Raw genomic sequence first — 25,520 nt, forward strand, 5'->3', positions numbered from 1 at the left:
TCTCCCGCGGGGTGTCAGAACTGCTGTCGCAGCCAGGAGCCGAGGGCCGCGTAGTCGCCGTCGGTCAGGCCGAGGCGGGGGTCGACTCGGTGGAGCAGGGCGGGGCCCGGGTGGTGGGCGGCGACCCAGGCCCGGTCGGTGGCGGTGATCTCGTCGTCGGCCCAGGCGAAGGGGCGTCCTGCCGCCCAGGTGACGAGGGCGCGGGTCTTCCAGTGCAGTCCGTCGCGCTCGTCCTGGGCATCGGTGGCGGACGGCTCCGGCCAGACCACCACGGCCAGTTGCCGCAGACCGATCAGGGGAGCGACGCACTCGTTCGCGTCGGCCATCCACGTCGTGGCCCAGACGATCTCGCAGGGGAGCGCGGCCAGCCGGGGGCCGTGTTCGGGATCGATCCGGGCCAGGAGCGGATTCGCGTACGCGCCGAGCACCTCGGGAGCTGCGGGGTAGGTCGGGTACTGCTCCGGCGGCCCGCCGAACGGGATGAGTGGTCCGTCGACGTCGAGGAACAGCAGCGGACGCTGCGAAGAGCCGGTCACAGCAGCACGATAGCGACGGACGCCGCCGGCGCGGGACCAAGGGTGGGTCCGGGGTTCGGGGAGCTATGGCGCCGGGCTGAGGGTGCCGGTCCCGTCCCTCTCGAAACGGCCCTTCCCGCCAGCGCCGGGCTGCTCCTGCCGTGCACCATGAGGACGGCCTTGCGGTTCGCGCGGGGAGCGGGGCCGGGGACGTCACCGGCCGGCGGCTGCGGGCGGCGGTCCGTCCGGCTCGTCCGGCTCGTCCGGCCCGTCCGGGCCGGGGTGGGCGGCGGTGACGGTGGTGACGGCCTGGTCGCCGTGGGGGCCGAAGAGGTGCAGGATCTCCACGGCGGCGGGGCCGGCCGGGCCGAACCAGTGGGGCTCGGCGGTGTCGAACTCGGCCACCTCGCCCGGGCGGAGGGTGAACTCCCGCTCGCCGAGGAGCAGGCGGAGCTCGCCGGCGAGGACGTAGAGCCACTCGTAGCCGTTGTGGGTGACCAGCTTGGGCTCGCGCGGTGCCAGCACCTGCTTGAACACCTGGACCCGGCCCGGGTACTGGGTCAGCGGCACGAGGACGCTGCCCTGGCTCTTGTGCAGGGGCGTCAGGTGGACCCGCGGGTCGCCGGTGGCCGGGGCGGCGACCAGCTGGTCGAGGGCGATCCGGTGCGCCCGGGCCAGCGGGATCAGCAGGTCGAGCGTGGGGCTCCGCTTGCCCGACTCCAGCCGGGACAGGGTGCTGAGCGAGAGCCCGGTGGTGGCCGCCAGCTCCTTGAGGGTGAGGCCGCGGTCGTGCCGGAGCGCCCGCAGCCGGGGGCCGATGGCGTCGAGGAGCGCCTCGATGTCGCTGTCCATGCGGCCAGTCTGCCAGTCCGGTCGGTCCGCCGATTTGCGGGATCCGCAAATCCGCTGGGCGGTGACGCACGGCCGGTCCGAGCATGACGGGGAGATCGTTCCGGACCGAGAGGTGAGTCGTGACCACGACCGCGATACCGACCACTGCGCCACCCGCGCTCAGCGCGCGCCGACGCTGGACGGTGCTGGCCGTCTGCTGCCTGAGCATGTTCCTGGTGGGGCTGGACACCACCATCGTCAACGTCGGGCTGCCCGCGATCGGAGACGGCCTGGGGGTGGGGACGCGCGGTCTGGAATGGATCGTCGACGCCTACACCCTCGTCCTGGCGAGCCTGCTGATCACCTCCGGCTCGCTGGCGGACCGGTTCGGGAGGCGCCGGATCTTCCAGACCGGCCTGGCCGTGTTCGGGGTGGCCTCGCTGGCCTGCGCGCTCGCCCCCTCCGTGGGGATGCTGGTCGCCGCCCGGGCGGCGCAGGGGGTGGGCGCCTCCATGCTGAGCCCGGTGGCGCTCGCGATCGTGGTCAACGCCATGCCCGACCCGCGGGAGCGGGCCCAGGCGATCGGCGTCTGGGCGTCGGTCTTCGGGCTCAGCATGGCCGCCGGACCGGTCACCGGCGGCGCGCTCGTCGCCGCGCTCGGCTGGCAGTCGGTGTTCTGGGCCGGCGTGCCGGTCGTCGTGGTGGCGCTCGCGCTCAGCGCGGTGTTCGTCCCGGAGTCCCGGGCGGCGCAGGCGCAACGGCTCGACCTGCCCGGGCAGGCGCTGCTCACGGTGGTCGTCGGTGTCTCGGTCGGCGTCCTGCTCGAAGGCCCGCGCCTGGGGTGGACGTCACTCCCGGTGCTGGCCGGGTACGTCGTCGCCGCCCTCGCGGCGGCCGGCTTCGGGTGGGTCGAGACGCGCCGGAGCGCGCCGCTGATGGACCTCCGGCTCTTCCGGCGCCCGGCCTTCACGACCGCCGTCCTGGGGGCGGTGGCGGTGTTCGTCGCACTCAACGTGACGCTGCTGCTCAACACCTTCTACCTCCAGCACACCCGCGGCTGGTCGCCGCTGGCGAGCGGGGTGGCGACGCTGCCGCTGGCGCTCGGGGCGACCGTCTGCGCGCCGCTGTCCGGCCGGCTGGTGGGCCGCCTCGGGCCGCGCCGGCCGCTGCTGGCGGCCGGCGGGTTCCTGGCGGCGGGCGGGCTCTGCCTGGTCGGGCTCGGCCCGGACACGAGCGTGCTGCTGCTCCTGACGGCCTACCTGCTGATCGGCATCGGCTTCGGTTTCGCCAACGCCCCGCTCACCAACACCGCCGTCAGCGGGCTGCCGCCGTCCCGGGCCGGGGTGGCCGGCGCGATCACCTCCACCGCCCGTCAGCTCGGCGCGGCCGTCGGTATCGCCGCCGCCGGCGGCCTGGTCGCGGACACCGCGCCGGCCGCCCTCGCCGGTGCCACCCGCCCGGGCTGGGCGCTGGTCGCGGTCTGCGGGCTGTTCCTGCTGGTGGTGGCCCGGGCGGCCACCGGTGCGCCCCGCCCCGCTCCGTCGCCGGCGTCCCCGGCCGGGCCGCCGCCCGCTCCACCGCGGGCGTAGGGCGGCCGCCGGCTCTCCTGGCGGGCCCCACGGGCTCAGTAGGGCAGCGGGCGGCCGGACGGCGTCCGCAGGTCGAGCGGCGGCCGCGGCCGCGGGTGGGCCTGCTGCTTGCTGATCCTGATCCGTCGCATCGCGGGGCACCTCCTCGGTGAGGACTCCACCGTCGCGCGGAACGGCGCCCGGGCCCCAGAGGCCGCCGCCCCGCCGCCGGGACCCGACCGCGAGGCCCTCCCGGCGGGACGCCGGGCCCAGCCGACCGGGACACCGGGCGGGGCCGGGACGCCTGCCCCCTGGGCCGGGCCGCCTGCCCCCTGGGCCGGGACGCCGGGGCGGGACCGGTCGCCCGGTCCCGCCCGCTGTCACCCGGTCACTTGTCGCAGGTCCGGTCGGACTGCGGCAGCCGCCCGGTCGCCAGGTAGGCGTTGACGGCGTCGTCCACGCACGCGTTGCCGTACATCCCGTACAGCGCGTGCCGGTTGGCGCCCCGGAGCGTCAGCAGCCGGGAGCTGGGCAGCAGACCGTGCAGGGCCGTGCTGTCCCGGTAGGTGGTGCGCGGATCGCCGGTCGCGGCCACGATCAGCGCCGGGACGTCGTGCCGCACCTCGGTGCGCTGCTCGCGCGGGCGGTCCCAGAACGCGCAGGTGCTCACGTTGTTCAGCAGCGGGCCGAGCAACGGGTGCTCGGCGCGGCTGCGTTCGACCGCGCGCCAGTAGACCTCGGGGTCGCGCGGGGCGGCGCCGTCGGCGCAGAGGATCGCCATCTGGGCGCTGCCGGACGCCGAGTCCTGACCGGTGGTGGCGAACCGCAGCATCGCGACGAAGTCCGGCGTCAGCGGCGTCGCCGGCCGCCCGGCTGCGGCGTCGGCCAGGGCCGCCAGGGCGAGGGCGGTGCTCGCCCGCGACTCCTCGGTGTCGTCCGCGAGCCCGCCGAAGATCACGAGCGGCACCTGGGTGTCGTCGAGCCGGAACACGTCGGAGCCCGTTCCGACGGTCAGCGGGGCCCGCCCGGCCGCCTCGACGGTGCGCCGGACGCCTTCGATCACCTCCTCGCCCGTCCGGCCGAGGTGGTAGGTGTCCGCGCGGGCCGCCGCCCACACCGCCCAGTCGGCGAGCGCGTGCTCGTTCGCGTCCACGAGGGTCGGGAACAGCCCCGGCCCGTACGTGCGCGGGTCGAGCGCGCCGTCGAGCACCACCCGGTCGGTGCGGCCGGGGAACAGCTGGGTGTAGACCGTGCCCAGGTAGGTGCCGTACGAGACGCCGAGGTAGTTGAGCCTGCGCTCGCCGAGCGCGCCCCGGATGACGTCCATGTCGCGGGCCGTGTTGCGGGTGCTCGCGTGCGGCAGCAGCGGTCCGGCGGCGGCCCGGCACTTGGCGGCCAGGTCCTTCTGGAGGGCCACCTGGCGCTCGAAGCTCGCCCGGCTCAGCCCCGCCGACATCAGGCTGCTGCCGACCGGCCAGCCGCAGTCCAGCGGGTTGCTGCGGCCGACGAAGCGGGGGTCCATGCCGATGATGTCGTAGCGGCCGGCGGTGTCCTTCAGCGCGGCCCGGACGCGCGGCGGGCTGCCGAGCGTCGCCCCGCCCGGGCCGCCGTCGTTGAGCAGCAGTGCGCCGATCCGGTGTGCGGTGTCGCTCCCCTTGATCCGGGAGATCGCCACGCCGAGGGTGCGGCCCCCGGGCTCGCCGTAGTCGAGCGGCACGGTGACCTCCGTGCACCGCGCACCGGCCCGCTCCAACTCGGCGCCCTCCTGGTCGTCGGGGCCGAGTACGCAGCTGTGCCAGTCGAGCCGCTGGTGGTAGTAGCGCTCCAGCCCGCGTGGGGCGGCCGCGGCGCCGTCGGCGCCCAGGCCGGACTCGGCCCGGGCCGGTCCCGCGGTGGCGGACACGACGGCCAGGGCCGCCGCGAACGCGAGTCCGGCGGCCGTGAGGCGGCGGCCGGTGACCCTGCTCCTGCCCACCGAGCCTGCTGTACAAGGAAGTTGATGAGTACGCATGCTGTCGATGCTAGGAACGGGGTGGCGCGGATTCACGGGTGCAGGCCTCCCGGTCCGACCGGGTGACAACCCCACCTCCGCTTGCCCTTTCGGGCACGGGGCGGGCTCAGTCGCTCGGGAACGTCCTCACTGGCGGCCGGCGGTCAGTTCGTGGAAGTGCCCGACGGCGTCGAAGCCGAGCGACGTGTAGAGCCCGACCGCCGCGGCGTTGTTCGCCCTGACGTTCAGGGCGACGTGGTCGACGGTGTCGAGGAGACGGCCGCAGAGCGTCGAGACCACGGCCCGGCCGAGGCCCCGGCCGCGGACGCGCGGGTGCGTGGCGACGTTGCCCAGGACGGCGATCCGGTAGGCGGGCGACCACACGTGCACGCCGGCGGTGGCGACGAGCTCGCCCTCGTCCCGGATGCCGACGTACTGGCCGGTGTCGAGCATGCGCGGGTCGAACCAGTTGTCCGGGTAGGCGGCGCCGTACAGTTCCAGCAGGTCGGCCAGGTCGGCCCGGGTGAGCGGTTCGGCCTGCGGCGCCCGGGCGAGCACCCCGGCCCGGTCGGTCAGCGCCATCCGGAGGTGCAGTCCGTGCGGCTCGACGTCCGGCCCGTCGCCGAGCACATCCTCGGCGCCCTCCGTGACCAGCGCGTGGAAGCGCCGGGGGAGCAGCGGGCGCAGGCCGGTGAGCAACTCCCGTAGTGCGCCCACGCGTTCGGGCCGTTCGAAGGCGAGCAGGGTCGGGTGCCCGTTGCCGTGGTAGACCAGCGCGACGCTGTCGCGGTGGCGGTACCAGACCGTCCAGGGCCAGAAGAAGTCGTCGAGATCGCCCAACTCGTAGGCGTGCAGCGCGGGATCACGCTGCAGCAGGGCGGCGAGTTCGGACCGGTCGTGAACGGAGACGGGGAGCACGCGGCCGATCGTAGCCGCGCCCGCCGGGTGCCGGCCGAGCGCCCGCCGGGTGCCCGCTCCTCGGAGCGGCCGCCCGTGCGAGGCACGGCCGCTGCGGCCTCGGTAGTCTTGCCGGCACCGGGGCGGTCGGTGCCGGGGTGGCCGGCCGGTTCGGCCGGTCGGCCGGTCGAGTTCGATCGGCCCCGGCCGGTGGGGCGTGGGGGAGTGGTGGTTGTGCGCGGACTGCGCGACGGGAGTGCCGTCGAACGGCCGTCGGCCGACGAGGAGTTGTCGCTGTACGAGCTGGCGTTCCTGGCCGGCGGCGCGTGGCGGGTGGCCGAGACCGTGCTGCTGCGGATGGTCCTCACCAACCGGCTGGAGATGGACCGGAACGGGATGCTGCGGGTCATCCGCCCCCGGCCCCGGGACGAGGTCGAAGCCGTGCTGCTGGCGGCGGTCGGCCCGTCCGGTACCGCCTGGTTCGGCCGTCCGCGGGCCGCGTTCGGCTCGAGCGCGCCGGCCGCGGAGCTCGAGGCCGCACTGCGGCGCCGGGGGCTACTGGTCGGCGGCCAGTGGACGTCGGGCCGGCCGGAGACGTCGGGCCGGCCGGGGACGTCGGGAGTGGCGGGGGCGCGCGGAGCGTCGAAGGCCCGGCGTTCCCCGGAGGCGCTGGCCCGGCTCGCCGTCCCCGCCCTGGTCACCGTCGCACTGACGGCTGTCGCGGTCCTCACCGGCCGGGCGGCGGTGGTGCTGCTCGGCGCCGACCGGGGCCCCGCCGTGATCCTGGGCGGCATCGCCGCGTTGCTGGTGGCCGCGCTCCCGGCCCGGCGCCACCGGCGGCGGCAGGAGACCGGGGAGAACGGAGACGTCCGGCGCCCGTCCTATCGCGCGCGCCGGCTGCTCACCGCCCTGGAGGCGGGGGCGGCCGTCCCGCCGGGGTGGCGGTTGGCGGAGGAGGCACTGGCCCCGGTCGGGCGGAGCTGCTGGAGCGCGGTCGCCGTGGTCGGGGTCGAAGCGCTCGGGCGGGACCGGCTCACCGCCGCCGTCCGGGGCAGCTGGGCGGTGCCCGCCCGGCGCCCCCGCCCGCGACCGGAGCGACCGGAGAGACGCGGGCAGCCGGGGCGACCGGAGCGGCCCGCGGACACCAGCCCCGTGGACAGGACGTCGTGATGCCGCGGGCCCGAGGCCGGCTCAGCCGGCCAGGAAGGCGTGCGCCGTCCGGGCGCGGTGGGGGGCGAGTTCGGCGTGGATGGCGGCGGACTCCTCGGGTGTCGCGGTGACGGCGGCCGGGACGGGCGGGCGCTCGGCGAGCAGCGCGAGCCGGAGGTGGGTCGGCGGGTGGGTCGCGTCCACGCAATGCCCCTCGGCCCGGGAGCGGCTGACCAGCCGGTCGCGCTCCAGCGGCGGAAGGCCTGCCAGGTGGTCGCGCAGCTCCTGCCAGAGGAGGTCGGTGTCCGGCGCGGACGCGGGCTCGCGGCGGGTGCTCCTGGGCCGGGACTGGATCTTGGCGCGCACCCGCAGCACCGCCGTGCCCACGGCCTCGTCGAACAGCAACGCCGTGAGCATCCCGCTCGCCGCCTCGGTGGACGCCGCCCGGGCGGCGAGCTCGTCGGCACGGTACTCGGCCTGCTGACCGGCCCGGGCCGTGAGCCGCCGGAGCAGGCGGAGCACCCGGAGCAGCAGCCAGGCGACGACGTGCAGGAAGGCGTTGCTGAGGTAGTCGGCGAAGAGGAACAGCAGGTTCATCACGCCGATGCCGGCTCCCCCGGCGCGGCGCCGCGGCGCGGCGAGGTCGTACCAGTGCGCCAGCGCGCCGATCGCCGAGCCGAGCCAGAGGCCGCTGCGCTGGTCGCCGTTGACGCGGTGGGCGAGCTCGTGCCCCAGCAGCGCGATGCGTTGCCGGTCGTCCGCCGCCTCCCAGAGCGGCAGTCCGATGGTCAGGACGGACGTGCGGCGCAGCCCGACCACCGCCATGCTCGCGTTGAACTCCCCGTTGACCTGGATGACGTCGGTCTTCGGCGCCCCGAGCCGCTCGGCGAGCCGGTCGGTCAGCCCGTACAGGGCGGGGGCCTCGGCGCGAGTCAGCACCCCGGTGCCGCGGGGTGCCCGGCCGAGCCGGGGGCGCAGCAGGAACACGACCGTGAGGACGACGGCGCCGAGGCAACGGAGCGGGGTGTTGCCCGTGACGAGCAGCCAGACTCCCCAGCCGGCCAGCGCGGCGGTGCTGAGGTGGATGGCGGTGGCGACGGCGGAGGCAGCCAGCCAGTCCTGGCGGGTGGTGTCGGCGCATCCTGCGGCGACCTCCCGGAACAGCCGCTCGGTCCGCTCGGCGGCGGCCCGTTCGCGTGCGGTGGTCCTCGCGTCCTTGGCCGCCTGCCCGGCGGCCTCGTGCTCCGGTACGAGGTTCCACTCGCACTGCGGGCACCAGACGGTGAAGCGTGGGTCGGGGTCGAGGGACGCCGTGCAGTGCGGGCAGGTCCGCGGGCGGGTGGCGGTCGCGGTGGAGTTGGGCACGGCGGCCGATCATGCCACGCGGTCGCGGCCGGACGGAAGGCGGTTCCGCGGCGGCGCCGGGACCGGCCGGAGCACGGGCGGGCGGTCCCGCTCCATGAGTTCCAGGCACTACGTCGGCCCGGTGCCACCTGCCGCTCGGCGCTGGTCGCCGCCGCCTCGCCGTAGGCGTCGGCCGCCGCGCGTCGCCGTGGCCGCGCCCGCGGCGGAGCCGAAGTGACGACGCGCCGGAGGCGTCAGCCGACGAGCCGCTCCACGAGTGCGAGCAGGTCGGGCAGACGGAGGACCCGGCTGCCGGGCCCCGGCAGCGGGACGTGCAGTGGCTCCGTCCACCGGGCCGGGACCGCGGCCAGGCCGTAGCGGGCACCGGCGAGACCGCCGGTGACGGCGGCGACGGTGTCCGTGTCGCCGCCGAGGTCGATCGCGGCGCGCACCGCCGCCTCGTAGCCGTCCGTGGTGCGCAGGGCCCAGACCGCGGAGCCCAGGCACGGCCAGACCGCGCCGTTGGCCTCGGTGGCGCGGTCGGGGTGCCAGCCGGGGGACAGCACGGCGGCGTAGCGCTGCCGGTGGTCCGGGGCCACGAGGTCCAGCACCTCCGGGAGCGCGTCGAGCGGATCGGCCCCGGCGAGGGTGAGGCGGATCAGCTCGTGGAAGACGGCGGTGCCCTCCCAGGCCGCGCGGTCCCCGTGGGTGAGCGCGGCGATGCGACGGGCCGCGTCCATCGTCGCCTCGCGGCCCTGCCCGGCGAAGTGGACCGCCGAGGTCGAGGCCCGCATCAGCGAGCCGTTCCCGGCGGCGCGGAGGTTGGTCCGGAAGTGCAGGGCCGCCGCGAGGTCCCAGGGCAGGCCGTTGGTCAGCACGTCCTCGGTCTGCAGCCCGATGTCCTTCGGCTGGGAGGCGGCCCAGCGCTGGAAGCGGGCGAAGACGTCCGGCAGGTCGAGACCGCCGCGCTCGACCAGGGACTCCGCGACCAGCACGGCCATCTGCGTGTCGTCCGTCGCCTCACCCGGATCCCAGCCGCCGCCTCCGCACATCTCGCCGCCGGCGGCGGACGGCGGGAACCGCGCGGTGAACGCGCCCGCGGGGCCGAACTCGAAGGGCGCGCCGAGGGCGTCGCCCACCGCCGACCCGATGACGGCACCGGCCGCGCGTTCGATCGATTCCATGGCCCGATGCTAGCGATCACCGAGGCTCGTTCGACCGTTCGGCCGTTCGACGGATCGGCCGATCGACCCGGCTTCCCGGCCGGCGTCGGCAGCCGTCGTTCCGCGCGAGGCCCGACCGACGGGCCTGCAGGTTCGCGGTGGTCCGGTGCGGGCACCATGGAGCAGCAGTCACCACGGGAGGTGCGGCATGCACGAGAGCGGCGCGGCGGTGGTCGAGCTCAGCTCGCTGACGAAGCGGTACGGGCGGACCGTCGGCATCGACGGTCTGGACCTGGAGGTCGGTGCGGGGGAGGTCTTCGGCCTGCTCGGCCCGAACGGCGCGGGCAAGACCACCACGCTGCGCTGCCTGGTCGGGCTGCTGCGGCCGAGTGCCGGGGAGGTCCGCGTCCTGGGGCTGGACCCGGTCGCCGACCACCGGCGGCTGGCGCCGTCGATCGGCTACCTCCCGGGCGAGTTGCGGCTCTACCCGGAACTCACCGGGCGCCAGACGCTCGACCTCCTCGCCGCCCTCCAGGGCGCACCGGTGCCGCGGCAGGCCGAACTCTGCGACCGGCTCGACCTCTCGCCGGCCGACCTGGACCGGGCGGTGGGGGAGTACTCGCGCGGCATGAAGCAGAAGCTCGGGCTCGTCCAGGCCCTCCAGCACCGGCCGGCGCTCACGGTGCTGGACGAACCGACCGAGGGCCTGGACCCGTTGGTCCAGGAGGCGTTCTTCGAACTCCTCGCCGAGGAGACGGCGGCCGGCCGCACGGTGCTGCTCTCCAGCCATGTCCTGCCCGAGGTGCAGCGGGCCTGCGGCCGGGTGGCGATCGTCCGCGACTGCCGGCTGGTCACCGTCGAGTCGGTGGCCGGACTGCGCCGTGCCCGGGCCCGGCGGATCCGGCTCGTCCTCGCGGACGGCGGGGGCGCGCGGTCCCTGGGTGCGGCGGAGCGCTGGTCGCCGCGCTGGGACGGTCCGCGGGTGGAACTGCTGGTGCCGCCGGACGAGGTGGTGGCGGCGGTCCGTGAACTGCTCGCCGCGCTGCCGGTCGGCGACCTCACGGTCGAGGAGGCGGGCCTGGACGAGGCCTTCCTCGACCTCTACCGCACCTACGCGACCGGGCCGACGGCCGCCGAGACGGGCCCCGGGCCGGTCCTCGGCCCATCGGGGACGCCCCCCGGTCCGTCAGGGACGCCCCCCGGTGCACCGGGGACGGCCGACGGAGCGGAGGAGGGTTCATGAGCCAGGCCACGGTCAGTCGCCGTCTGCCGCTGCTCTGGCTCGCCCTGCACCGCCGCCGCCGGATGCTGGCGGCGCTGCTGATCGGCATGGTCGTCTTCGAGACGCTGATCGTCGTGATCACCGGCACCATCCCGCCCACCGAGCTGTTCGGCGGCGGCCGCACGCCGCCGGGCGCCTTCAAGGCGTTCAGCGGTTCGAGCGGGGACGTCTCCATCGCCAGCTACCCCGGGCTGCTCGGTGCCGGACTCACGCACCCGTTCTGGATCGCCCTCCAGCTCACCGCGATCGGCTCGCTGGGCGCGGCCGCTGTCGCCGCCGACGTCGAGTCCGGCACCATCGAGCTGCTGATGACCCGTCCGCTCTCCCGCCGCCGGCTGCTGGCCGAGCGGGCGGCCGCGCTGGCCGCCGCGTCCGTCCTGCTCAACGCCGCCGCCACCGTCACGGTCGCACTCGGTGTCGCCCTCTCGCCGGACCTGCGCGACGCCGTTCCCGTCGGAGGGGTGTTCGCCGCGGGCCTGCTGGGGTGCGCGTTCACCCTGTGCGTGACCGGTCCGGTGCTGGCCGTCTCGGCGCTGAGCCGGCGCCGGGCCCACGTGGTCGGTGCCACGGTCGCCTTCGGGGCGGTCGGGTTCGCCCTCAACTTCGTGGCCCTCGCCTGGTCGCCCGCCGCACCGCTGCGCTACCTGAGCCCCTTCCACTACTACACGCCCGGCGACGCCCTGGCCCACGGCAGTGTTCCCTGGGCGTCGTTCGCGATCCTCTGCGCCGTCGGCCTGGCCGGCCTGGCGGCCGCCTTCGTCCTGCTGGAGCGCCGCGATCTCGCGATCTGAGCAGGCGGGGGGCGGCCCGAGGGGCCGGCCATCAGTGGGTCGCCTGCGTGATCACGCCGACCAGGCGGAGGATCGCCTGACCCCAGGGGGTGGCGGCGATGAGAACGCCGAACACGGTGCAGAGGAGGGCGGTGAACCGCTCGTCGGTCCGGCTGCGGGCTTCGGTACGGCGGCCGAGCCGCATGAGGATGATGATGGCGAAGGCCGCCGAGGCGCTGACGGTCATCGGAATTCCCCGTTCCTGGGTGTGGTCTGACGTGGCGTCGAGTGTGCCGATGGGGTCGGAGATGGGGCGGCGGTCCGGGGCGGGAGGTTCGGGGCGGGAGGTTCGGCGGCGGCCCGGGGGCGAACGGAGTGGCAGGGACGAGTGGCAGCGACGAGTGGCAGGGACGAGTGGCAGCGACGAGTGGCGGGGACGAGCGACGGGGACGGTCAGTGGCCGCGGCCGCTGCGCGGCGCCGGGATGCGCGGGAGCAGTTCCCACAGCGGGCGACCCCCCGAGGCCCAGCGGCCGAGGAGCTCGCGGTCGACCAGGACGACGTCCTGTTCCCGCCCCCACTTCACCGCCGGGCCGGTGAACTTGCCGTTGGTGACGACCACCGGCACCTGCGCCCGGTGCACCCGTTCGTTCGTGCCCACCAGCGCGTAGAGCACGCCGACACCGACCGCCGCGCCGCCCGCCGGGTCCTGTTTGTGCTTGCACTGCAGCACCCAGCGCCGGCCCATCGGGTCCGTCGCCAGGACGTCCGCGCTCTGGTCCCCGCCGCCGCCGACCTGCTCGGCGCGGCAGCCGTCGCGGCGCAGCAGATCCCGCACGGCGTACTCGAAGTCCCGGTGCCCCAGGTGGTCCAGGCCGCCGGGCCCGGTCAGCGCCAGCCGCAGCCGGCGCTGCCGCTCGCGCGCCGCGGCCTCCCGGGCCAGCCGCGCCCTGACCAGAAGCACGGCGACGCCGGCGCCGGCCGCGAGCAGAAGCACCAGCAGCCACCAGTGGGCGAACAGCCAGCGGAGCAGCGTCAGCACCAGGCCGAACACGACCACGGTGCCGACCACCGCCAGGACGGCGGCCTCCCCACCGCCACCCTTCCGCGAACCCCTGCGCCGCGCCGGCGGCCTGCGTGCTCCCACCCGTTCCCCCCGCGACTCGGTTGCCAGGCGTGGCACCTATGACACCAGCCGCCACGGTCAGCACAGCAGCCGCGCACGGGCGCACACGGACGGCGCGTCCGCCGAGGCCCGTGCGACGTTCCGCGATTCCTCCTGGCCGGCGGTACGAGACTCGGCCGCGTTCCCGAACGGGTGATCCGGAGGAGATGCGCCCGCCCGAAGCCCTGCCGACTGCCAGGATCGGCGGACCGACCGGCGAACCGACCAACCAGCCGGGTCCACCCGGTCCACCCGGTCCACCCGGGTCCAGCCGGGTCCGGCCCGTCAGCGAGGAGGCGCTGTGAAAGCGTTCCACCCCACCTTCGGCACGAAGCCGTGGCCCGACGGCCTCCGGGTCCTCCAGGTCTACGCCCTGCCGGACCTGCCCGAGGGCTCGGCCCTGCGGACCCTGTTCGTCGGCCTGCGCAAGGCCCTCGCCGGACTGCCGGTCGAGCCGCTCTCCGACGACCGTGCCCACATCACCCTCGACATGATCACGGACGCCCCGGCCGCCGCCATCGGCACCGCCGAGCGGGCCGAACTCGCCGACCGGCTCCGGGCCGAGGTGGCCGGTCTCGGCCCGATCGCCCTCCAGGCCGGATCGCCGATCGCCTACCGCACCGGCGTCCGTCTCGACCTCCACCCCGACGACCGGCTCGCCGTCCTCCAGCACCGGGTCCGCGCCGCCGTCCACCGGGTCCGCGGCGCCGAGTCCACCGGCTACCCGCTCGGTGTGCTGCACATGACCGCCGGGTACGCGATCGCCGACACCGACAGCGACGAACTGGCGCAGATCGTCCACCGCGTCCGGCCCGGCCACGCCCCGTTCACGGTGGGCCGGATCGTGCTCGTCGAGGTGTCCTGGCGGCGGGTCGTGCCGTCCGGCGGGGACGAGCCGGTGTGGCGGATCGACTGGGACACGATCGAGACCGTCCCGCTCGACCGGTAGTGGACGTCGCGTCCGCGCCGGTCGACTGGGACACGATCGAGACCGTCCCGCTCGACCGGTAGTGGACGTCGCGTCCGCGCCGCCGGCAGGACGTGCTGCGGGCCGGGGCCCCACGGGGAACCCCGGCCCGCAGCGGTCGGTTACCCGCTGCTACTGGCCGTTGAGCGCCTCGACCAGCTCCGGCAGGTTGCCGCCGGCCACGGCGAGGGCCAGGTGGTCGTGGTAGTCCCTGGTGCTGACGATCAGGCCGTCGCGGGCCCGCAGGACCTGGATGTTCGCGGCCTCGAAGTCCCGCCCGGTCACCCGGTGGTGCGCCTGGTAGGTCCATTCGGAGACGATCACCTCCGGGTCGTCGGTCTCCCGGATCACCACGTTCGTCGCGGTCAGCTTCAGGGGCGAGTTCGCGGCGACCTCCGCGAAGCGCTCGGCGACCGCGGCCCGCCCCTCGAACCGGCGCGGTCCGACGGGGGCGAGGACGGTCTCCACCACGGCGTCCTCGGCGTAGAGCTCGGCCAGCTCCGAGAACCGCCCCGCGGTGATCCCGTCGAGCAGCTTCTGGAAGACCTCGCGCGGTGACAGTGCTTCAGGCATGAATAACCCCCAACCCGTCCAGTCGCTAGAATCGGACTAGCGACTCAGGTTTTGAACGATACGGACTGGCGACTCCGGTTGTCCAGGGCTACTTGCTCTGCCGTCGGCGGGGAAGGGTGGGAGGGATGAGCGGCGCTCAGGCGCGCCCGTTGCGAGCGGACGCGGCCCGGAACCGGGCCAGGCTGCTGGACGTGGCCACGGAGGTGTTCACCACGCGCGGCGTCGGTGTGCCGACCGAGGAGATCGCGCGGGCCGCCGGGGTGGGGGTCGGCACGCTCTTCCGGCACTTCCCGACCAAGGAGGCGCTGCTGGAGGCGGTGCTGGTGCGCAGGCTGGAGACGATCGCGGAGCAGGTGACCCGGCTCGCCGCCGAAGCCGAGCCCGCCGAGGCCTTCTTCGGCTGCTTCCGCCTGGTGATCGACCGGTCCGCGGGCAAGACCGAGTTCACCCAGGCACTCGCTGCCGCCGGCGTGGACGCGCACGAGGCCCTGCGGGAGTCCAGTGCGGTGATCCGGGCGCGACTGGCCGAGCTGCTGGCCGGGGCGCAGCGGGCCGGGGTGGTCCGCCCGGATCTGGGCCTGCCGGAGCTGGTGGCCCTCCTGGTCGGCACCGGCGCGACGATGGATCAGCTCGGGACGGACGCGGCGGCGCGGGAGCGGATCTTCGAGGTCGTCTTCGACGGGCTGCGGCCGCGCTGACCCGGCGGCGTGCCCGGCGGGTGGCGGTGGTGGTGGCGGCAGCGGTCGCCGACCGCCCGCCGCCGCCGGGGTCACCGCGCCAGGACGGCCTTCAGCGTCCGCGCGGTGGCGCGCGGGAAGGCGGTGTTCCCGTTGTGGCCGCCCGGGAAGACGGCCGGCTCCGTCTCCAGCAGCTCCGCCAGCGCGAGCGCGCAGCGGTAGGTGTGCACCGTCGGCCGGGTGCTCTCGCCCGTCGCCGGGACGATCCGGGTGCCGCCGGCGGCTGCCGCGGCCCGGGCGATCTCCGCCGGGCCGAGGCCGTCCGTCGTGACCGCCGTGAACTCCGTCCCGATGAAGAATCCGAAGTTGGCCAGTCGGCGGGGCGTCAGCGGCTGCGGGGTGAGGCCGTCCTCGGTGCGGTCGTGCGCCGGGTCGATCCCGAGGTGCCGGGCGATCGCCGGGAAGGCGGCCGCCGCGCCCCCTTCGGTGTAGGTCTGCTGGATGTGCATCAGCTCTCCGGTGTGCTCCGCCCGTCCGTCCGCCGGCAGCAGGTTCGGCACCACGGGCTCGTGCGCGATGAGCGTGGCCAGCACGCCCGGGTGCCGGACGGCGACCTGGAGGCCGATCGCGGCGCCCATGCTGAATCCGGCCATCAGCGCCGGCTCGTCGGTCACCTCGGCGAGCAGCCGGGCGACGTCGTCGGCGTGGTCGGCCATGGTGACGGGGGTGGCCGGGTCGTCGAGGGTGCTGCGGGACAGGCCCCGGCGGTCGTAGGTGACCACGGTGTAGCTGTCGACCAGGTGCGGAACGAGGTCGACGGTGCGGTCCGCGTCGCCCTCGCCGCTCTGCGAGAGCAGCAGCACCGGCCCGCTGCCCTCGAACCGGTAGTGGAGCGTGGCGCCCGGGACGGCGAGCGTGCGGACGGTGGCTGCGGTCGGGTCGGTGCTCATGGTGTGTTCCCCCTCGATCGGTTGCCGGCGGCGGTTCCCGTCCGGCCCTACGACCGTAGAGCATCGAAACGGATGCATCAAGATAGATGCATCTCTTTCGATGAATCAATCTCGATGTATCTATCGCGATGTACTCTTTCGGGCATGAACGGAGTAGAGCTCTTCCTCCTGGGCCGCACCCTCATGAAGATCGGCGAACAGGCGATGCCCCAGCCGGACCGGTTGGACCGGTTGGACCGGTCGGACCGTTCCGACCAGCCGGACGCGGGCCCGCGCGGCTCCGTCCGCTCGGTCCTGGTCACGCTCGGCGACGTCCTCGCGCATCCGGGGGCGACCGTCGGGGAGATCGCCACCCGCACCGGCCTGCCGCAGAGTCAGGTCTCCACCGCCGTCGCCCGCCTGGTCGAGGCGGGCTCGGTCGAGACCGAACCCGACCCGGCCGACCGCCGCCGCCGGCTCGTCCGCCCGGCCGCGAGCCCGTCCGCCCGGGTCGCGGAGGTCCGCTCCACCACCATCGACGACGCCCTCGCCGCAGCCCTCACCGCCCCCGACGGCACCGCCCCGGACCCGCAACTGCTCCACGAGGTGGCCGCCGCCCTCGACACCCTGGCCCGCCACCTCACCCCGGCCGCCGCGCGCCCCCGCTGACGCGGCTCCTCCGCCGGCCCCACCGCGCCGGACATTGGCCAGGGCGACCGAGCCCCCACCAGAAGTGGTGGAGGAGCAACCCCGCCCCCACCGGGCCGACGGCCGTTCCGACACCGGCGGAGGTCGAGGAGGCGGCGAGTTCGTTCGTCGACTAGAGAGCGAACCGGCCCGGCCCGGGTTGGTGCCGGACGTACCACTCGGTGCCGAGGAGTTCCGCGTGGGCGGCGGGCGGGAGGGCGGCGAGGCGTCCCGGCAGGGCCCCGCGCGTGACCTCGCTGCGGTGCGCGAGGATCGCCGCGACCTTCCGGTCCAGCCAGGGGGTGACCTCGACGGTCGTGTCGACCGCCTCGTCCGGCACGGTGAACGCCGGTCGCCCCGGTCGGATCAACCGCGCCGCGACGGACTGCAACGAGGAGTGCGGGTGGGTGGCCAGGTAGAGCGCCGACGGGCCCCAGGGCTCGCCGGTGTCCGGGTAGAGGGCGGGGAGCGCGGCGGCCTGGACCGCCAGGACGGTGACGCGGTGGGTCCGCACGTGGTCCGGGTGACCGCTCAGGCCGCCGTAGGCGTCGGGTGCCACCACGATGTCCGGCCGGAACTCGCGCAGGTGCGCCACCAGGCGGCCGACCGCCTCGTCCAACGGGACGTCACACCATCGGCGCGCCCCCGGCGCGGACTCCGGGACCCCGGCGTCGGCGTACCCCAGCAGCCGCGGCGGCCCGGCGCCGAGGATCCGCAGCGCCTCGGCGAGCTCGGCGGCCCGCCCGGTGCCCGGCGCCCAGGTGGCCGTGACGACGGCCGTCCGCGCCCCGGCCGCCCGGGACCGGGCGAGGAGACCACCGGTCATCAGCGATTCGTCGTCCGGGTGGCCGTGGACGGCGAGCAGGCTCGGCGCGGACCGGGTCACGCCCACCATGCTGCCCGGGAACGAAGGCCGGCGAACCCGCCCCACCGCCCGGTGGGCGGTTCGGTCGGCGGGTGGTCACCGGCGGGCGCGAGCACGGTTCCCCGAGCCGGGGCGCAGCGTGGCCGGAACCGTGTGTCGCGGGGCGGGCGTCCTGGCGGTAGGGGCGGCGGTCGGGTCGGGGACGGGGGTCTGCACGGTCATGGGTGCGGTGATTCTGCTGGTGCTGCTGATCGCGGGCGTCGGTCTGGTCCTGTCCGGGGTCGGCAAACTGCAGGCCGAGGTGCCCACCTGCTACGGCCGGCCGATGGTCCCGGGCGACGTCTGCAAGGCCCGGGTCACCGGACCGGTCACCGACGGGATGCCGGCGCCGCGCGACACCACCTACCAGGAGCAGGTGGACGCCCTGACCAGCGGTGGCTGGACGTCCATCGGGCTCGGTTTGGTGCTCCTGGCGCTCTGTGTGGTGATCGGCATCGCCTGGGCGGCCGGCCGCGACGGATAACGGAGCGCCGCCACCGCGCGCGGCCCACGTCGCCCGGTGCCTGGCGTCCGCGCGGCCGCGGCCGGCGGATCCGGATACGCTGGGCACGAGGCCCTCGGCCATGCCCGACCTGCTCGTACCGCCCGCGTGGAGGGCCTGACGGAGCGGGCCTGTCGGAACGGGCCTGACGGAACGGGGCGACCGTGGACCACGTCGCAGCCGAGGTCGAGATCGTGGTCACCGGGCCGCAGCACGGCGTGGGCCTGTGGATGGTCGGCGCTTTCGTGCTCACCTTCGGGGGCACCCGCCTGGTCACCAGACTGATCCGGGCGGGCCGCGGCCCCTTCCGCAACGTCGAGGTCGGCGGCACCCACCTCCACCACCAGGTGTACGGCATCCTCGCGATGCTGGTGGCGGGGGCCTTCGAGTTCGCCTACCGGCCGGGGACCCCCGGGGTGCAGATCCTGGCCGTCCTGTTCGGCGCGGGTGCCGCGCTGACCCTGGACGAGTTCGCGCTCTGGCTGCACCTGAGGGACGTCTACTGGGCGGAGGAGGGCCGCAAGTCGGTCGATGCGGTGTTCCTGGCGGTGGCGGTCGGCCTGCTGCTGGCCGCCGGGTTCAACCCGTTCTCCGACATCGGCCCGGGCGCCACCGGCCGCGTCCTCTTCGCCGCCGGCATGCTGGTCAGCCTGGCGTTGTGCGTCGGCGCCATCCTCAAGGGCAAGACGGCCCTCGGCGTGATCGGACTGCTGGTGCCCCTGGTCTCGGCGGTCGCCTGCGCGCGCCTGGCCAAACCGACCTCCCCCTGGGCGCGTTGGCGCTACGCCCCGGGCTCGCGCAAGGCCGAACGCGCCCTGCGCCGGTACCCACCCGACCGTCGGACCCGCCTCGACGCCCTGAAGGAGCTCGTCGGCGGCACACCCCAGCACTGAAGCGGCCCGCGGGGGCGGACCGGCTGCCGTTGCCCGATCGCGCCCAGCCCCTTCGGCGTCCGGCCCCCCCGGGAAAACCTCCCCAGCCGCAGCATGATCGCTGGAGAATGGGGCCCATGCGCATTCGAGAGGTCCGGATCGAAGAACTGCCCTTGCTCCAGGAGATCGAGCGGGCGGCCGGGCGGTGCTTCCGCGACATCGGCATGCCCGAGATCGCGGACGACGAGCCGCTGCCGCTGGACGAACTCGCCCGGTACGAGCGGGCGGGACTGGCCTGGGTGGCCGTCGACGGTTCCGACACTCCGGTGGCCTATCTCATCGCCGATCACGTCGACGGCAACCTGCACGTCGAACAGGTCTCGGTGCACCCGGACAGCGCGCGCCGGGGCGTCGGACGGTCGCTCCTGGAGCACCTTGCCGGTCGAGCGGCGGCCCACGGCATTCCGGCGCTGACCCTCACGACGTTCGCCGGCGTGCCGTGGAACGCCCCCTACTACGCACGCTGCGGCTTCCAGCCGCTCGACGACGAGGTGCTGAGCCCGGGACTCCGGGAGATCCGTACGCGGGAGGCGGCCCACGGCCTGGACAGGTGGCCGCGGGTGGTCATGCACCGGCCGGTGTGACGGTCCCGCCAGCGCTGCCGCCCGCGCGAACGGGGTACCGGAGCCGGTCCGGATCACCGAGCCCCGCGCGGTCGGGGCCGTCGGGGCCGTCGAGGCCGTCGAGGCCGGCGCGGCAGCTCGCACCGATGCCGGGCGCGCCGCGGTCCGCAGCGGGTCAGTGGCCGGGTCCGTGGTCAGCGGCCGGGTCCGTGGTCCGCAGTGGGTCCGCGGTCAGCGGCCGGGGACGAGCCGGGCCGCGTCGACCTCGGCCCAGATGGTCTTGCCCAGGGCGTGCGGTTCGGCGCCCCAGCGGTCGGCGGTGCCCCGGACGATGAACAGACCGTGCCCGCCCGGCAGCCCCGGATCGTGCGGGTGGCGGGGCACGGGCAGGGTCGGGCTGGGGTCGCTGACCTCGATCCGCAGCCGGGACTCGGAGACCTCCAGCACGAGCTCCAGCGGGCCGCCGCCGTGCAGCATGGCGTTGGCGACGAGCTCGGCGACGAGGAGGGCGACGTCGTCCGCCACCTCGGGGTCGACCCCGGGCGCGGACGCGTCCCAGGACCAGTCGCCGAGGGCCTCGGCGGTGAAGGCCCGGGCACGGGCGACCGGCCCCGGCAGCCCGGCGAGGCGCAGGCGCCGCCGCTGGCCGCCGGGCGGCAGCGCGGCGCGGGTTCCGGGTCGGTCACCGCCCAGGGTGCCCCGGCTGATCGTCATGTGCGGGTACCCCTTCGGCTACGCGGTGACGGTTCCAGGCCCGGGTTCCCGGGCCTGGCCGGATCATGCCTGTCTGTCCGGCGGTATTGCGCCGATCGGGGGAACCGGGCTCGTGGGAGCGCGCTTCCCCCGACCGTGTCAGGCCGCGAGCGCGGCCCGGACCGAGCTGTGGAGCGAGAACACCAGGTGGGCGCCGGTCAGCTCCAGGACGCGCATCACCATCGGTGGGACCGCGGCGAGCCGGAGCTCGGTGCCGGCTCCGGCGGCCGCCAGGCGGGTCTTCAACAGCAGGTTCAGGCCGGAGGAGTCGCAGAAGGCGACCTCGGCGAGGTCGACCACGAGGACGGCCGGCCGCTGCCCGACGAGCGCGGCGAGCGACTCCTCGGCGGGCGCGAGGGTCTCGATGTCGAGGTCTCCCGCGAGGCTGCAGACGGCGGCCCGGGCGTCCGGGCGCCGGGTCTCCACCGTCAGCCCGCTCACGGGCGGCGGGAACGGCGGAGCGGTGGCGGTCCCCGGCTCGTTGTCGGTCGGCATCGTGCTGTTCCCCTCCGGTGCGTACTCCTCCGGTGCCCCTGGTGAGGCCTCGGCCAGGCGCCCTCGGTCAGGCCCCCGCAGGCCTCGGTCAGGCCCGTGTCAGGCCGCGGCGAGGCCCTCGCGCAGCCGTTTCAGGGTACGGCCGAGCAGCCGCGAGACGTGCATCTGGGACAGTCCGAGCCGGGCGCCGATCTGGGACTGCGTCAGGTCCTCGGTGAACCGCATGGAGAGGATGAGCCGGTCGCGTTCCGGGAGTTCGGCGATCAGGGGTTTGAGGACCACCATGTCCTCGGTCAGCTCCAGCAGCGGGTCGTCCGCGCCGAGCCGGGCGGCCAGCGGGCCGGTGCCGTCCTCCTCGGCGCGGCCGCCGGCGTCGAGCGAGCCGGCGACGTGCCCGTTGGCGGCGGCGAGCCCTTCGCGGACCTCGTCCTCCCGCAACGACAGGTGGTCGGCGAGCTCGGCCACCGTCGGCGTCCGGTCCAGCTGCTGGGCGAGCCGCTCCTGCGCCCGGGCGAGGGTGATGCGCAGCTCCTGGAGCCTGCGCGGCACGTGCACCGCCCAGGTGGTGTCGCGGAAGTGGCGGCGGATCTCGCCGAGGACGGTCGGCATGGCGAAGCTGGTGAACTCCACGCCGTGCTCGGGGTCGAACCGGTCGATGGCCTTGATCAGGCCGACGGCGCCGGTCTGGATGAGGTCCTCCTGGGGCTCCCGGTGGGTGTCGAAACGCCGGACGGCGTACCGGACCAGCGGGACGTTCAGCTCGACCAGGGTGGACCGCACGTAGGAGTACTCGCGGGTGCCCTCCTCCAGGTCCGCCAGTCGGCGCAGCAGGACCCGGGTGAGCGCGCGGGCGTCCTCCGGCGCCACCTCCCGGGGGTCCTCGATGGCGGTCAGCTCGGGCACGATCGGCTCGGGCGCGGTCGGCGAGGGCGCGGTCGGCGGGGGCTCGGGCGCGGGCGCGGTCGGCGGGCTCCAGCCGGGGGCGGCGGCGGACACCCCGCCGCCGGCGGACGGGTGCGTGGAACGGAGGAGTTCATCACTGGGCGCAGCCACGGCGGTCCTTTCCTCGGTACGGGCCGGTCCGTCCCCCGGTACCCGCTTCCGGCGGACCGATGCCTCCCCGTGACGTGGTGTTTTCGTGGAGAACCGCTGGTCGGCTCGTGGCGGGCCGGCCGCCCGACCCGCCGGGAGGGCGGTGGAGCGCGCCACCGGCAGGCCGGCGACCGCCGCACATGGATTCCGCGCGGCCGGGCAGACGAGGGCGCGACAGCACCGGAGAGCGCTACCAGGGAAGGCCCACGCGTGGACACCATCATGACCCGCACGACGATGCGCCTGATCACCGGAGGGGACACCGAGATCCCCGTCCCGGTCGAGTACCGGTACGACAGCCGACGTCCGCTGGAAGTCACCCTCGTCTTCGGCGGCACGGGCGCCGGCACCACCTGGACGATCGGGCGGGAACTCGTCGCCGAGGGCCTGACCCGCGGCGTCGGCGACGGGGACCTCCGGATCACCCCCGCTGGCCAGGGCCACACCTACATCGCCCTGTCGGACGGCGACGGGCACGTCGCCCTGCTCGCCGCCCCCACCGGCCGCCTCGCCGACTTCCTCACCCGGACCGAGCAGGCCGTGCCGTACGGCAGCGAGGGCCGCCACCTCGACTGGGACGACTGCATCGCCCGGCTGCTCGCGGAGGGCCCGGGTGCCCCGGGCGGACACCGTCCCGGCCCCGACGCCACCCCACCCGGCGAGCACGGGTGAGGCGGCGTTCCCGGGCCCGGCGCGGTCGGAGCGGCGGGTCGCCCTACGGCCAGCCGGTCGGTCCGGCTGTGACGGTGGCCCTGGCGGCGATGATCGAGGTGCAGGCGCGCTGCACCTCCGTGGCGACCCAGCCGGACGGCAGCGGCCCCTGGGCGCGGAGGGCGGCGGCCCGCCGTTGGAGCTCGCGGAGCGCGCCGCCCTGGGCGCTGGAGAGGCCCATCTCCTGGTAGTCGCCGGGGTCGGTGCCGCCGTCGAGGGAGGTCTGCAGCCAGGGTGTGAGGGCCAGGACGCAGTCGGCCAAGGGGCTCTGGGGCATCGTCGTCGGCGGCGTCGTCGTGACGGCGGTCCGCGGTGCTGCGGCGGTGGGTCCGCCGGTGGATCCGCCGGCGCACCCGGCTGCCGACGCGACCAGGACCAGACCGACCACGAGCCGTCTCCGCATGCCCGCATTGTGGCTTCCGCTGGCCCGTCGCACCAGGGCCCGGACCGCCCCGGCAGGGCGACCGGTCGGCCCGGTCAGTGGCAGAGGTCGCCCTGCTGCTCGGCCGCGACCTTCTCGGCCAGGGACCCCAGGGCCTTGGTGGCCGCGTCCCGGTCGGCGGCTGGTGGCCGGTGAACGCGAGGCCGAGGAAGGGCCGAGGAACGGCCGAGGAAGCGCCGAAGGGAAATGGAACCGGCTCGCCCGCCGACACCGCGGGGGCGGAGAATGCCGGGACGCGGCCGCACTCACGCGCAGACGCTCAGACGCGCGGACGCATCGTGGACGAGACGGGGAGCGACAGCGAACCCGTCCCGCACCCGAGGTCGAGCACGTCGACGGAACCCGACGGCATCCACGCGTCGAGCAGCCGCGCCCACGCGGCCCGCGTGGGCGCGGACCTCAGCCCGTGGTCGGGCTCGTCCTCGAACGTCGACGCGGCAGCGTCCCAGTAGCCGGCGATGGCGGCGGAGTCGTCGGTCACGGTCGGCATCCTCGCCGGCACCACCGACGAGCGACCCGCGAAACGGGAGGCGGGCCACGCCGGGTCAGCCCAGCAGCCGGTCCAGGACCCGGCCGAAGACGAACCGCCCGACGCCGGCCACCACCGGATCGAACACGCCCGGCAGCCCCGCGAGCACCACCTCCTCCTGCCAGGTCACCTCGCTCCGGTCGCCCCGCGCGCCGCCCACCGCCCGCACCCGGAGCTCGGCTCCGCCGCGGACCGGCCGGCCGCGCTTCTCGAGGCGGCACACCCCGTCACGTCCCGGCGCGGGCGCGGCGAACTCGACGATCTCCATCGGATCGTCGAACAACCGGACCGGCCCGAGCGCGGTCCGGGCCACGATCACGTCACCCACCCGCAGCCCGGTCCCCGAGCCGACCGACACGCGGGTGAACGGCACCCGCTCACCGTGCCGCGGCCAGTCGGTCAGTCGCTCCCAGCACACGGCCGGGGGCAGGGGCGAACAGCGGGTCAGGAGGAAGCGGGCCACACCTCACCGTAGCCGTCCCGCCTCGCCCGCCCGGCGCAGCGGGGCGGGCGAGGCCGGACGCGCCGGTACTCGCGGGGGTATGGCGATGCCGGAGGCCGATCCCGAGCGGGCGCTCAAGTACGCGGTCCAGCACACTGCGGCTGACCGCGTCGAACTCGTCGAGGGCGTCATCGTCCCCGTGTCGCCGTCCTGGGCCCATGAGAGCGCGATCGATCTGATCCGGGAGCAGCTCGGCCCCCGCGTGCGGGAGCTCGGACTGCGCGCGGGATCGGGGTACCTCGACCTGCCGGGAACGTCGAACCTCTACGCGCCGGACCTCGCAGTGGTGCCGGCCGGGTTGGCGCAGACCGAAGGGGCGCTCCTGCCGGACCGGACGGTGCCGGTGGTGGAGGTGACGTCGCCCTCGAACGGGGAGACCGACCGTACGGCGAAGCGCAGGCGCTACTCCCAGTTCGGCGCTCCCGTCTACCTGCTGGTGGACCAGCAGGAACGGACCTGCACCCTGTTCTCCCGGCCGGGCCGACTCGGATACACCCGGGTCGAAGGCCCTCATCCGTTCGGTACTCCGGTGCGCCTGCCGGAGCCGCTCGCCCTCGACCTGCACACGGGCGGCTTCTGAACGGAAAGCCGGGCAGGGCGGAACCGGTGTCCGGACTGCAGTGCGGACCGCGCCGTGCGGTGAGCACGGATTGGCAGTACCCGCTGGAGCCCGGACTGTGCCAGGTGAAGGTCGGTGAAGCCGGCTCCGGTCACGAATTCCGTCAGCTGCGGGGCCGTCAGCGCCCCGTACGTGCTCCGGCGGACTCGGAGCGCCGCGCCGCCTCAGGCCGGCGTGCCGTGCAGGAAGTCGCTGAGGAGCGTGTTGACCGCGTCGGGCCGTTCGAGGTTGGGGAGGTGGCCGGCCCAGGGAAGTTCGAGGTGGCGGGCGTCGGGGAGGCGGGTGGCGAGGTGGTCGGCGATCCGGCGGAAGTCCGGCAGGTCGTGGCTGCCGGAGACCAGGAGGGTCGGGGCGGTGATCGCGGCGAGGTCGAACTCCACCCGCACCGGCTCGTACTCCTCGGTGGCGGCGAGCTGGACGTCGAAGGCGTGGCGCTGCATCCGACGTACGGCCTCCCTCGCCGCGGGGGTGGCGTCGGGGCCGAGCCAGGTGTCGACGTTGAGGTCGGTCGCCCCGGCGATGTCCCCGGCTTCCAGCAGTGAGTCCTCGAGCTCGCCGAACTTCCTCAGCTCGCTGCTCGTCTCCTGCCCGGCCAGGGCCGTGCAGAGGAGAGCCAGTGCGGTGACCCGGTCCGGCCACCGGGCGGCCAGCTCCAGGGCGACCCGGCCGCCGCCGGAGGCGCCGACCAGCGCCGTCCGCTCGATCCCGAGCCGGTCGAGGAGGTCGACGACGTCCTGGGCGTTGTTGTGCGGGCCGTCGGGCATCGGCGTCTCGCCGTACCCGCGCAGGTCGCAGCGGATCACGCGACGGCCGGCGGCGACCAGGGCGGGTACCTGGGCGTCCCACATCCGCCGGTCGCACACGGTGGAGTGCAGAAGGAGGACCGCCGGGCCGGAGCCGGTCACGTCATGAGAGATGATCATCGGGACACCCTAGGGGGTGGTCGTCCGCAGCGTCCACGAGTTTCGCG

General features: G+C 75.3%; 30 protein-coding genes. 12 read left to right on the plus strand and 18 right to left on the minus strand.

Annotated elements, in window-relative coordinates; all coding sequences use genetic code 11:
• Positions 1 to 14 precede the first annotated feature (14 nt).
• Both ACFVHB_RS06065 and ACFVHB_RS06070 read right to left on the minus strand, forming a co-directional pair.
• Positions 15 to 536, minus strand: coding sequence for an HAD domain-containing protein (locus tag ACFVHB_RS06065; protein WP_380315809.1), 522 nt, complete (start codon positions 534 to 536; stop codon positions 15 to 17).
• 192 nt (positions 537 to 728) lie between these two features.
• On the minus strand, positions 729 to 1,367 hold the full coding sequence (locus tag ACFVHB_RS06070; protein ID WP_380315812.1) for a helix-turn-helix domain-containing protein: 639 nt from the start codon (positions 1,365 to 1,367) through the stop codon (positions 729 to 731).
• A gap of 119 nt (positions 1,368 to 1,486) precedes the next feature.
• Between ACFVHB_RS06070 and ACFVHB_RS06075 the strand changes: the two genes are divergently transcribed.
• Complete coding sequence (locus tag ACFVHB_RS06075; protein ID WP_380315815.1) at positions 1,487 to 2,935, plus strand: MFS transporter; 1,449 nt, start codon at positions 1,487 to 1,489, stop codon at positions 2,933 to 2,935.
• A gap of 367 nt (positions 2,936 to 3,302) precedes the next feature.
• On the opposite strand, the gene ACFVHB_RS06080 is transcribed toward ACFVHB_RS06075, so the two are convergent.
• Positions 3,303 to 4,925, minus strand: coding sequence for an alpha/beta fold hydrolase (locus tag ACFVHB_RS06080; RefSeq protein ID WP_380315818.1), 1,623 nt, complete (start codon positions 4,923 to 4,925; stop codon positions 3,303 to 3,305).
• 126 nt (positions 4,926 to 5,051) lie between these two features.
• Complete coding sequence (locus tag ACFVHB_RS06085; RefSeq protein ID WP_380315820.1) at positions 5,052 to 5,822, minus strand: GNAT family N-acetyltransferase; 771 nt, start codon at positions 5,820 to 5,822, stop codon at positions 5,052 to 5,054.
• Between the two features lie 213 nt (positions 5,823 to 6,035).
• On the opposite strand from ACFVHB_RS06085, the gene ACFVHB_RS06090 reads away from it, so the two are divergent.
• Positions 6,036 to 6,971 carry a TIGR04222 domain-containing membrane protein gene (locus tag ACFVHB_RS06090; protein WP_380315823.1) on the plus strand — a complete coding sequence of 312 codons (936 nt, stop codon included), beginning with the start codon at positions 6,036 to 6,038 and terminating at the stop codon, positions 6,969 to 6,971.
• A gap of 21 nt (positions 6,972 to 6,992) precedes the next feature.
• Here ACFVHB_RS06090 and ACFVHB_RS06095 read toward each other — a convergent pair whose 3' ends face one another.
• Positions 6,993 to 8,315 (minus strand): M48 family metallopeptidase, encoded by a 1,323-nt coding sequence (locus ACFVHB_RS06095; RefSeq protein WP_380315826.1) that lies wholly within the window; start codon positions 8,313 to 8,315, stop codon positions 6,993 to 6,995.
• Positions 8,316 to 8,548: 233 nt separating this feature from the next.
• On the minus strand, positions 8,549 to 9,478 hold the full coding sequence (locus ACFVHB_RS06100; protein WP_380315828.1) for an ADP-ribosylglycohydrolase family protein: 930 nt from the start codon (positions 9,476 to 9,478) through the stop codon (positions 8,549 to 8,551).
• A 187-nt stretch (positions 9,479 to 9,665) separates the two neighbouring features.
• On the opposite strand from ACFVHB_RS06100, the gene ACFVHB_RS06105 reads away from it, so the two are divergent.
• Positions 9,666 to 10,700: an ABC transporter ATP-binding protein gene (locus ACFVHB_RS06105; RefSeq protein ID WP_380315831.1), complete on the plus strand. Its 1,035-nt coding sequence runs from the start codon at positions 9,666 to 9,668 to the stop codon at positions 10,698 to 10,700.
• Positions 10,697 to 11,530, plus strand: coding sequence for an ABC transporter permease subunit (locus ACFVHB_RS06110; protein ID WP_380315834.1), 834 nt, complete (start codon positions 10,697 to 10,699; stop codon positions 11,528 to 11,530). The genes ACFVHB_RS06105 and ACFVHB_RS06110 overlap by 4 nt, the downstream gene beginning before the upstream one ends.
• A 31-nt stretch (positions 11,531 to 11,561) precedes the next feature.
• Here the strand turns inward: ACFVHB_RS06110 and ACFVHB_RS06115 are convergent, their stop codons facing one another.
• Together ACFVHB_RS06115 and ACFVHB_RS06120 are read right to left on the minus strand one after the other, a co-directional pair.
• Complete coding sequence (locus tag ACFVHB_RS06115; RefSeq protein ID WP_380315837.1) at positions 11,562 to 11,756, minus strand: hypothetical protein; 195 nt, start codon at positions 11,754 to 11,756, stop codon at positions 11,562 to 11,564.
• Positions 11,757 to 11,962: 206 nt separating this feature from the next.
• Complete coding sequence (locus tag ACFVHB_RS06120) at positions 11,963 to 12,580, minus strand: restriction endonuclease (protein WP_380315840.1); 618 nt, start codon at positions 12,578 to 12,580, stop codon at positions 11,963 to 11,965.
• A gap of 394 nt (positions 12,581 to 12,974) precedes the next feature.
• On the opposite strand from ACFVHB_RS06120, the gene ACFVHB_RS06125 reads away from it, so the two are divergent.
• Positions 12,975 to 13,622 (plus strand): 2'-5' RNA ligase family protein, encoded by a 648-nt coding sequence (locus ACFVHB_RS06125; RefSeq protein WP_380315843.1) that lies wholly within the window; start codon positions 12,975 to 12,977, stop codon positions 13,620 to 13,622.
• A gap of 150 nt (positions 13,623 to 13,772) precedes the next feature.
• Here ACFVHB_RS06125 and ACFVHB_RS06130 read toward each other — a convergent pair whose 3' ends face one another.
• Entirely contained in the window at positions 13,773 to 14,213 is a 441-nt protein-coding gene (locus ACFVHB_RS06130; RefSeq protein ID WP_380315846.1) for a nuclear transport factor 2 family protein, read from the minus strand.
• Positions 14,214 to 14,338: 125 nt separating this feature from the next.
• Between ACFVHB_RS06130 and ACFVHB_RS06135 the strand changes: the two genes are divergently transcribed.
• Complete coding sequence (locus ACFVHB_RS06135; RefSeq protein WP_380315848.1) at positions 14,339 to 14,911, plus strand: TetR/AcrR family transcriptional regulator; 573 nt, start codon at positions 14,339 to 14,341, stop codon at positions 14,909 to 14,911.
• Positions 14,912 to 14,982: 71 nt separating this feature from the next.
• On the opposite strand, the gene ACFVHB_RS06140 is transcribed toward ACFVHB_RS06135, so the two are convergent.
• Entirely contained in the window at positions 14,983 to 15,840 is an 858-nt protein-coding gene (locus ACFVHB_RS06140; protein ID WP_380315851.1) for an alpha/beta fold hydrolase, read from the minus strand.
• Between the two features lie 144 nt (positions 15,841 to 15,984).
• Here ACFVHB_RS06140 and ACFVHB_RS06145 point away from each other — a divergent pair, with 144 nt between their 5' ends.
• Positions 15,985 to 16,488 carry a MarR family transcriptional regulator gene (locus tag ACFVHB_RS06145; protein ID WP_380315854.1) on the plus strand — a complete coding sequence of 168 codons (504 nt, stop codon included), beginning with the start codon at positions 15,985 to 15,987 and terminating at the stop codon, positions 16,486 to 16,488.
• A 151-nt stretch (positions 16,489 to 16,639) separates the two neighbouring features.
• On the opposite strand, the gene ACFVHB_RS06150 is transcribed toward ACFVHB_RS06145, so the two are convergent.
• Positions 16,640 to 17,332: a PIG-L family deacetylase gene (locus ACFVHB_RS06150; protein ID WP_380316106.1), complete on the minus strand. Its 693-nt coding sequence runs from the start codon at positions 17,330 to 17,332 to the stop codon at positions 16,640 to 16,642.
• 259 nt (positions 17,333 to 17,591) lie between these two features.
• On the opposite strand from ACFVHB_RS06150, the gene ACFVHB_RS06155 reads away from it, so the two are divergent.
• From ACFVHB_RS06155 to ACFVHB_RS06165, 3 genes are all read left to right on the plus strand, one after another.
• The gene (locus tag ACFVHB_RS06155; RefSeq protein WP_380315857.1) at positions 17,592 to 17,894 is read left to right on the plus strand and encodes a hypothetical protein; all 303 of its coding nucleotides are present in this window, start codon (positions 17,592 to 17,594) and stop codon (positions 17,892 to 17,894) included.
• Positions 17,895 to 18,076: 182 nt separating this feature from the next.
• Entirely contained in the window at positions 18,077 to 18,805 is a 729-nt protein-coding gene (locus ACFVHB_RS06160; RefSeq protein WP_380315860.1) for a hypothetical protein, read from the plus strand.
• A 116-nt stretch (positions 18,806 to 18,921) separates the two neighbouring features.
• Complete coding sequence (locus ACFVHB_RS06165) at positions 18,922 to 19,428, plus strand: GNAT family N-acetyltransferase (protein WP_380315863.1); 507 nt, start codon at positions 18,922 to 18,924, stop codon at positions 19,426 to 19,428.
• A gap of 210 nt (positions 19,429 to 19,638) precedes the next feature.
• Here the strand turns inward: ACFVHB_RS06165 and ACFVHB_RS06170 are convergent, their stop codons facing one another.
• The 3 genes from ACFVHB_RS06170 to ACFVHB_RS06180 form a co-directional block, all read right to left on the minus strand.
• Positions 19,639 to 20,121, minus strand: a complete 483-nt coding sequence (locus ACFVHB_RS06170; RefSeq protein ID WP_380315866.1) for an ATP-binding protein — start codon at positions 20,119 to 20,121, stop codon at positions 19,639 to 19,641.
• A gap of 138 nt (positions 20,122 to 20,259) precedes the next feature.
• Positions 20,260 to 20,655, minus strand: a complete 396-nt coding sequence (locus ACFVHB_RS06175) for an STAS domain-containing protein (protein WP_380315869.1) — start codon at positions 20,653 to 20,655, stop codon at positions 20,260 to 20,262.
• A gap of 99 nt (positions 20,656 to 20,754) precedes the next feature.
• Positions 20,755 to 21,651 carry a SigB/SigF/SigG family RNA polymerase sigma factor gene (locus tag ACFVHB_RS06180; RefSeq protein WP_380316109.1) on the minus strand — a complete coding sequence of 299 codons (897 nt, stop codon included), beginning with the start codon at positions 21,649 to 21,651 and terminating at the stop codon, positions 20,755 to 20,757.
• A 306-nt stretch (positions 21,652 to 21,957) separates the two neighbouring features.
• On the opposite strand from ACFVHB_RS06180, the gene ACFVHB_RS06185 reads away from it, so the two are divergent.
• Positions 21,958 to 22,419 (plus strand): SsgA family sporulation/cell division regulator, encoded by a 462-nt coding sequence (locus tag ACFVHB_RS06185; protein WP_380315872.1) that lies wholly within the window; start codon positions 21,958 to 21,960, stop codon positions 22,417 to 22,419.
• A 43-nt stretch (positions 22,420 to 22,462) separates the two neighbouring features.
• On the opposite strand, the gene ACFVHB_RS06190 is transcribed toward ACFVHB_RS06185, so the two are convergent.
• From ACFVHB_RS06190 to ACFVHB_RS06200, 3 genes are all read right to left on the minus strand, one after another.
• Complete coding sequence (locus ACFVHB_RS06190) at positions 22,463 to 22,861, minus strand: hypothetical protein (RefSeq protein ID WP_380315875.1); 399 nt, start codon at positions 22,859 to 22,861, stop codon at positions 22,463 to 22,465.
• Between the two features lie 298 nt (positions 22,862 to 23,159).
• Positions 23,160 to 23,381 (minus strand): hypothetical protein, encoded by a 222-nt coding sequence (locus tag ACFVHB_RS06195; protein ID WP_380315877.1) that lies wholly within the window; start codon positions 23,379 to 23,381, stop codon positions 23,160 to 23,162.
• 64 nt (positions 23,382 to 23,445) lie between these two features.
• On the minus strand, positions 23,446 to 23,802 hold the full coding sequence (locus ACFVHB_RS06200) for an SRPBCC family protein (RefSeq protein ID WP_380315879.1): 357 nt from the start codon (positions 23,800 to 23,802) through the stop codon (positions 23,446 to 23,448).
• 169 nt (positions 23,803 to 23,971) lie between these two features.
• Between ACFVHB_RS06200 and ACFVHB_RS06205 the strand changes: the two genes are divergently transcribed.
• Positions 23,972 to 24,511 (plus strand): Uma2 family endonuclease, encoded by a 540-nt coding sequence (locus ACFVHB_RS06205; RefSeq protein WP_380315881.1) that lies wholly within the window; start codon positions 23,972 to 23,974, stop codon positions 24,509 to 24,511.
• A gap of 203 nt (positions 24,512 to 24,714) precedes the next feature.
• Here the strand turns inward: ACFVHB_RS06205 and ACFVHB_RS06210 are convergent, their stop codons facing one another.
• Positions 24,715 to 25,473, minus strand: a complete 759-nt coding sequence (locus ACFVHB_RS06210; RefSeq protein WP_380315883.1) for an alpha/beta fold hydrolase — start codon at positions 25,471 to 25,473, stop codon at positions 24,715 to 24,717.
• Positions 25,474 to 25,520: the final 47 nt, after the last annotated feature.

This window comes from Kitasatospora sp. NPDC127111 (assembly GCF_042677465.1).
Lineage (GTDB): Bacteria > Actinomycetota > Actinomycetes > Streptomycetales > Streptomycetaceae > Kitasatospora.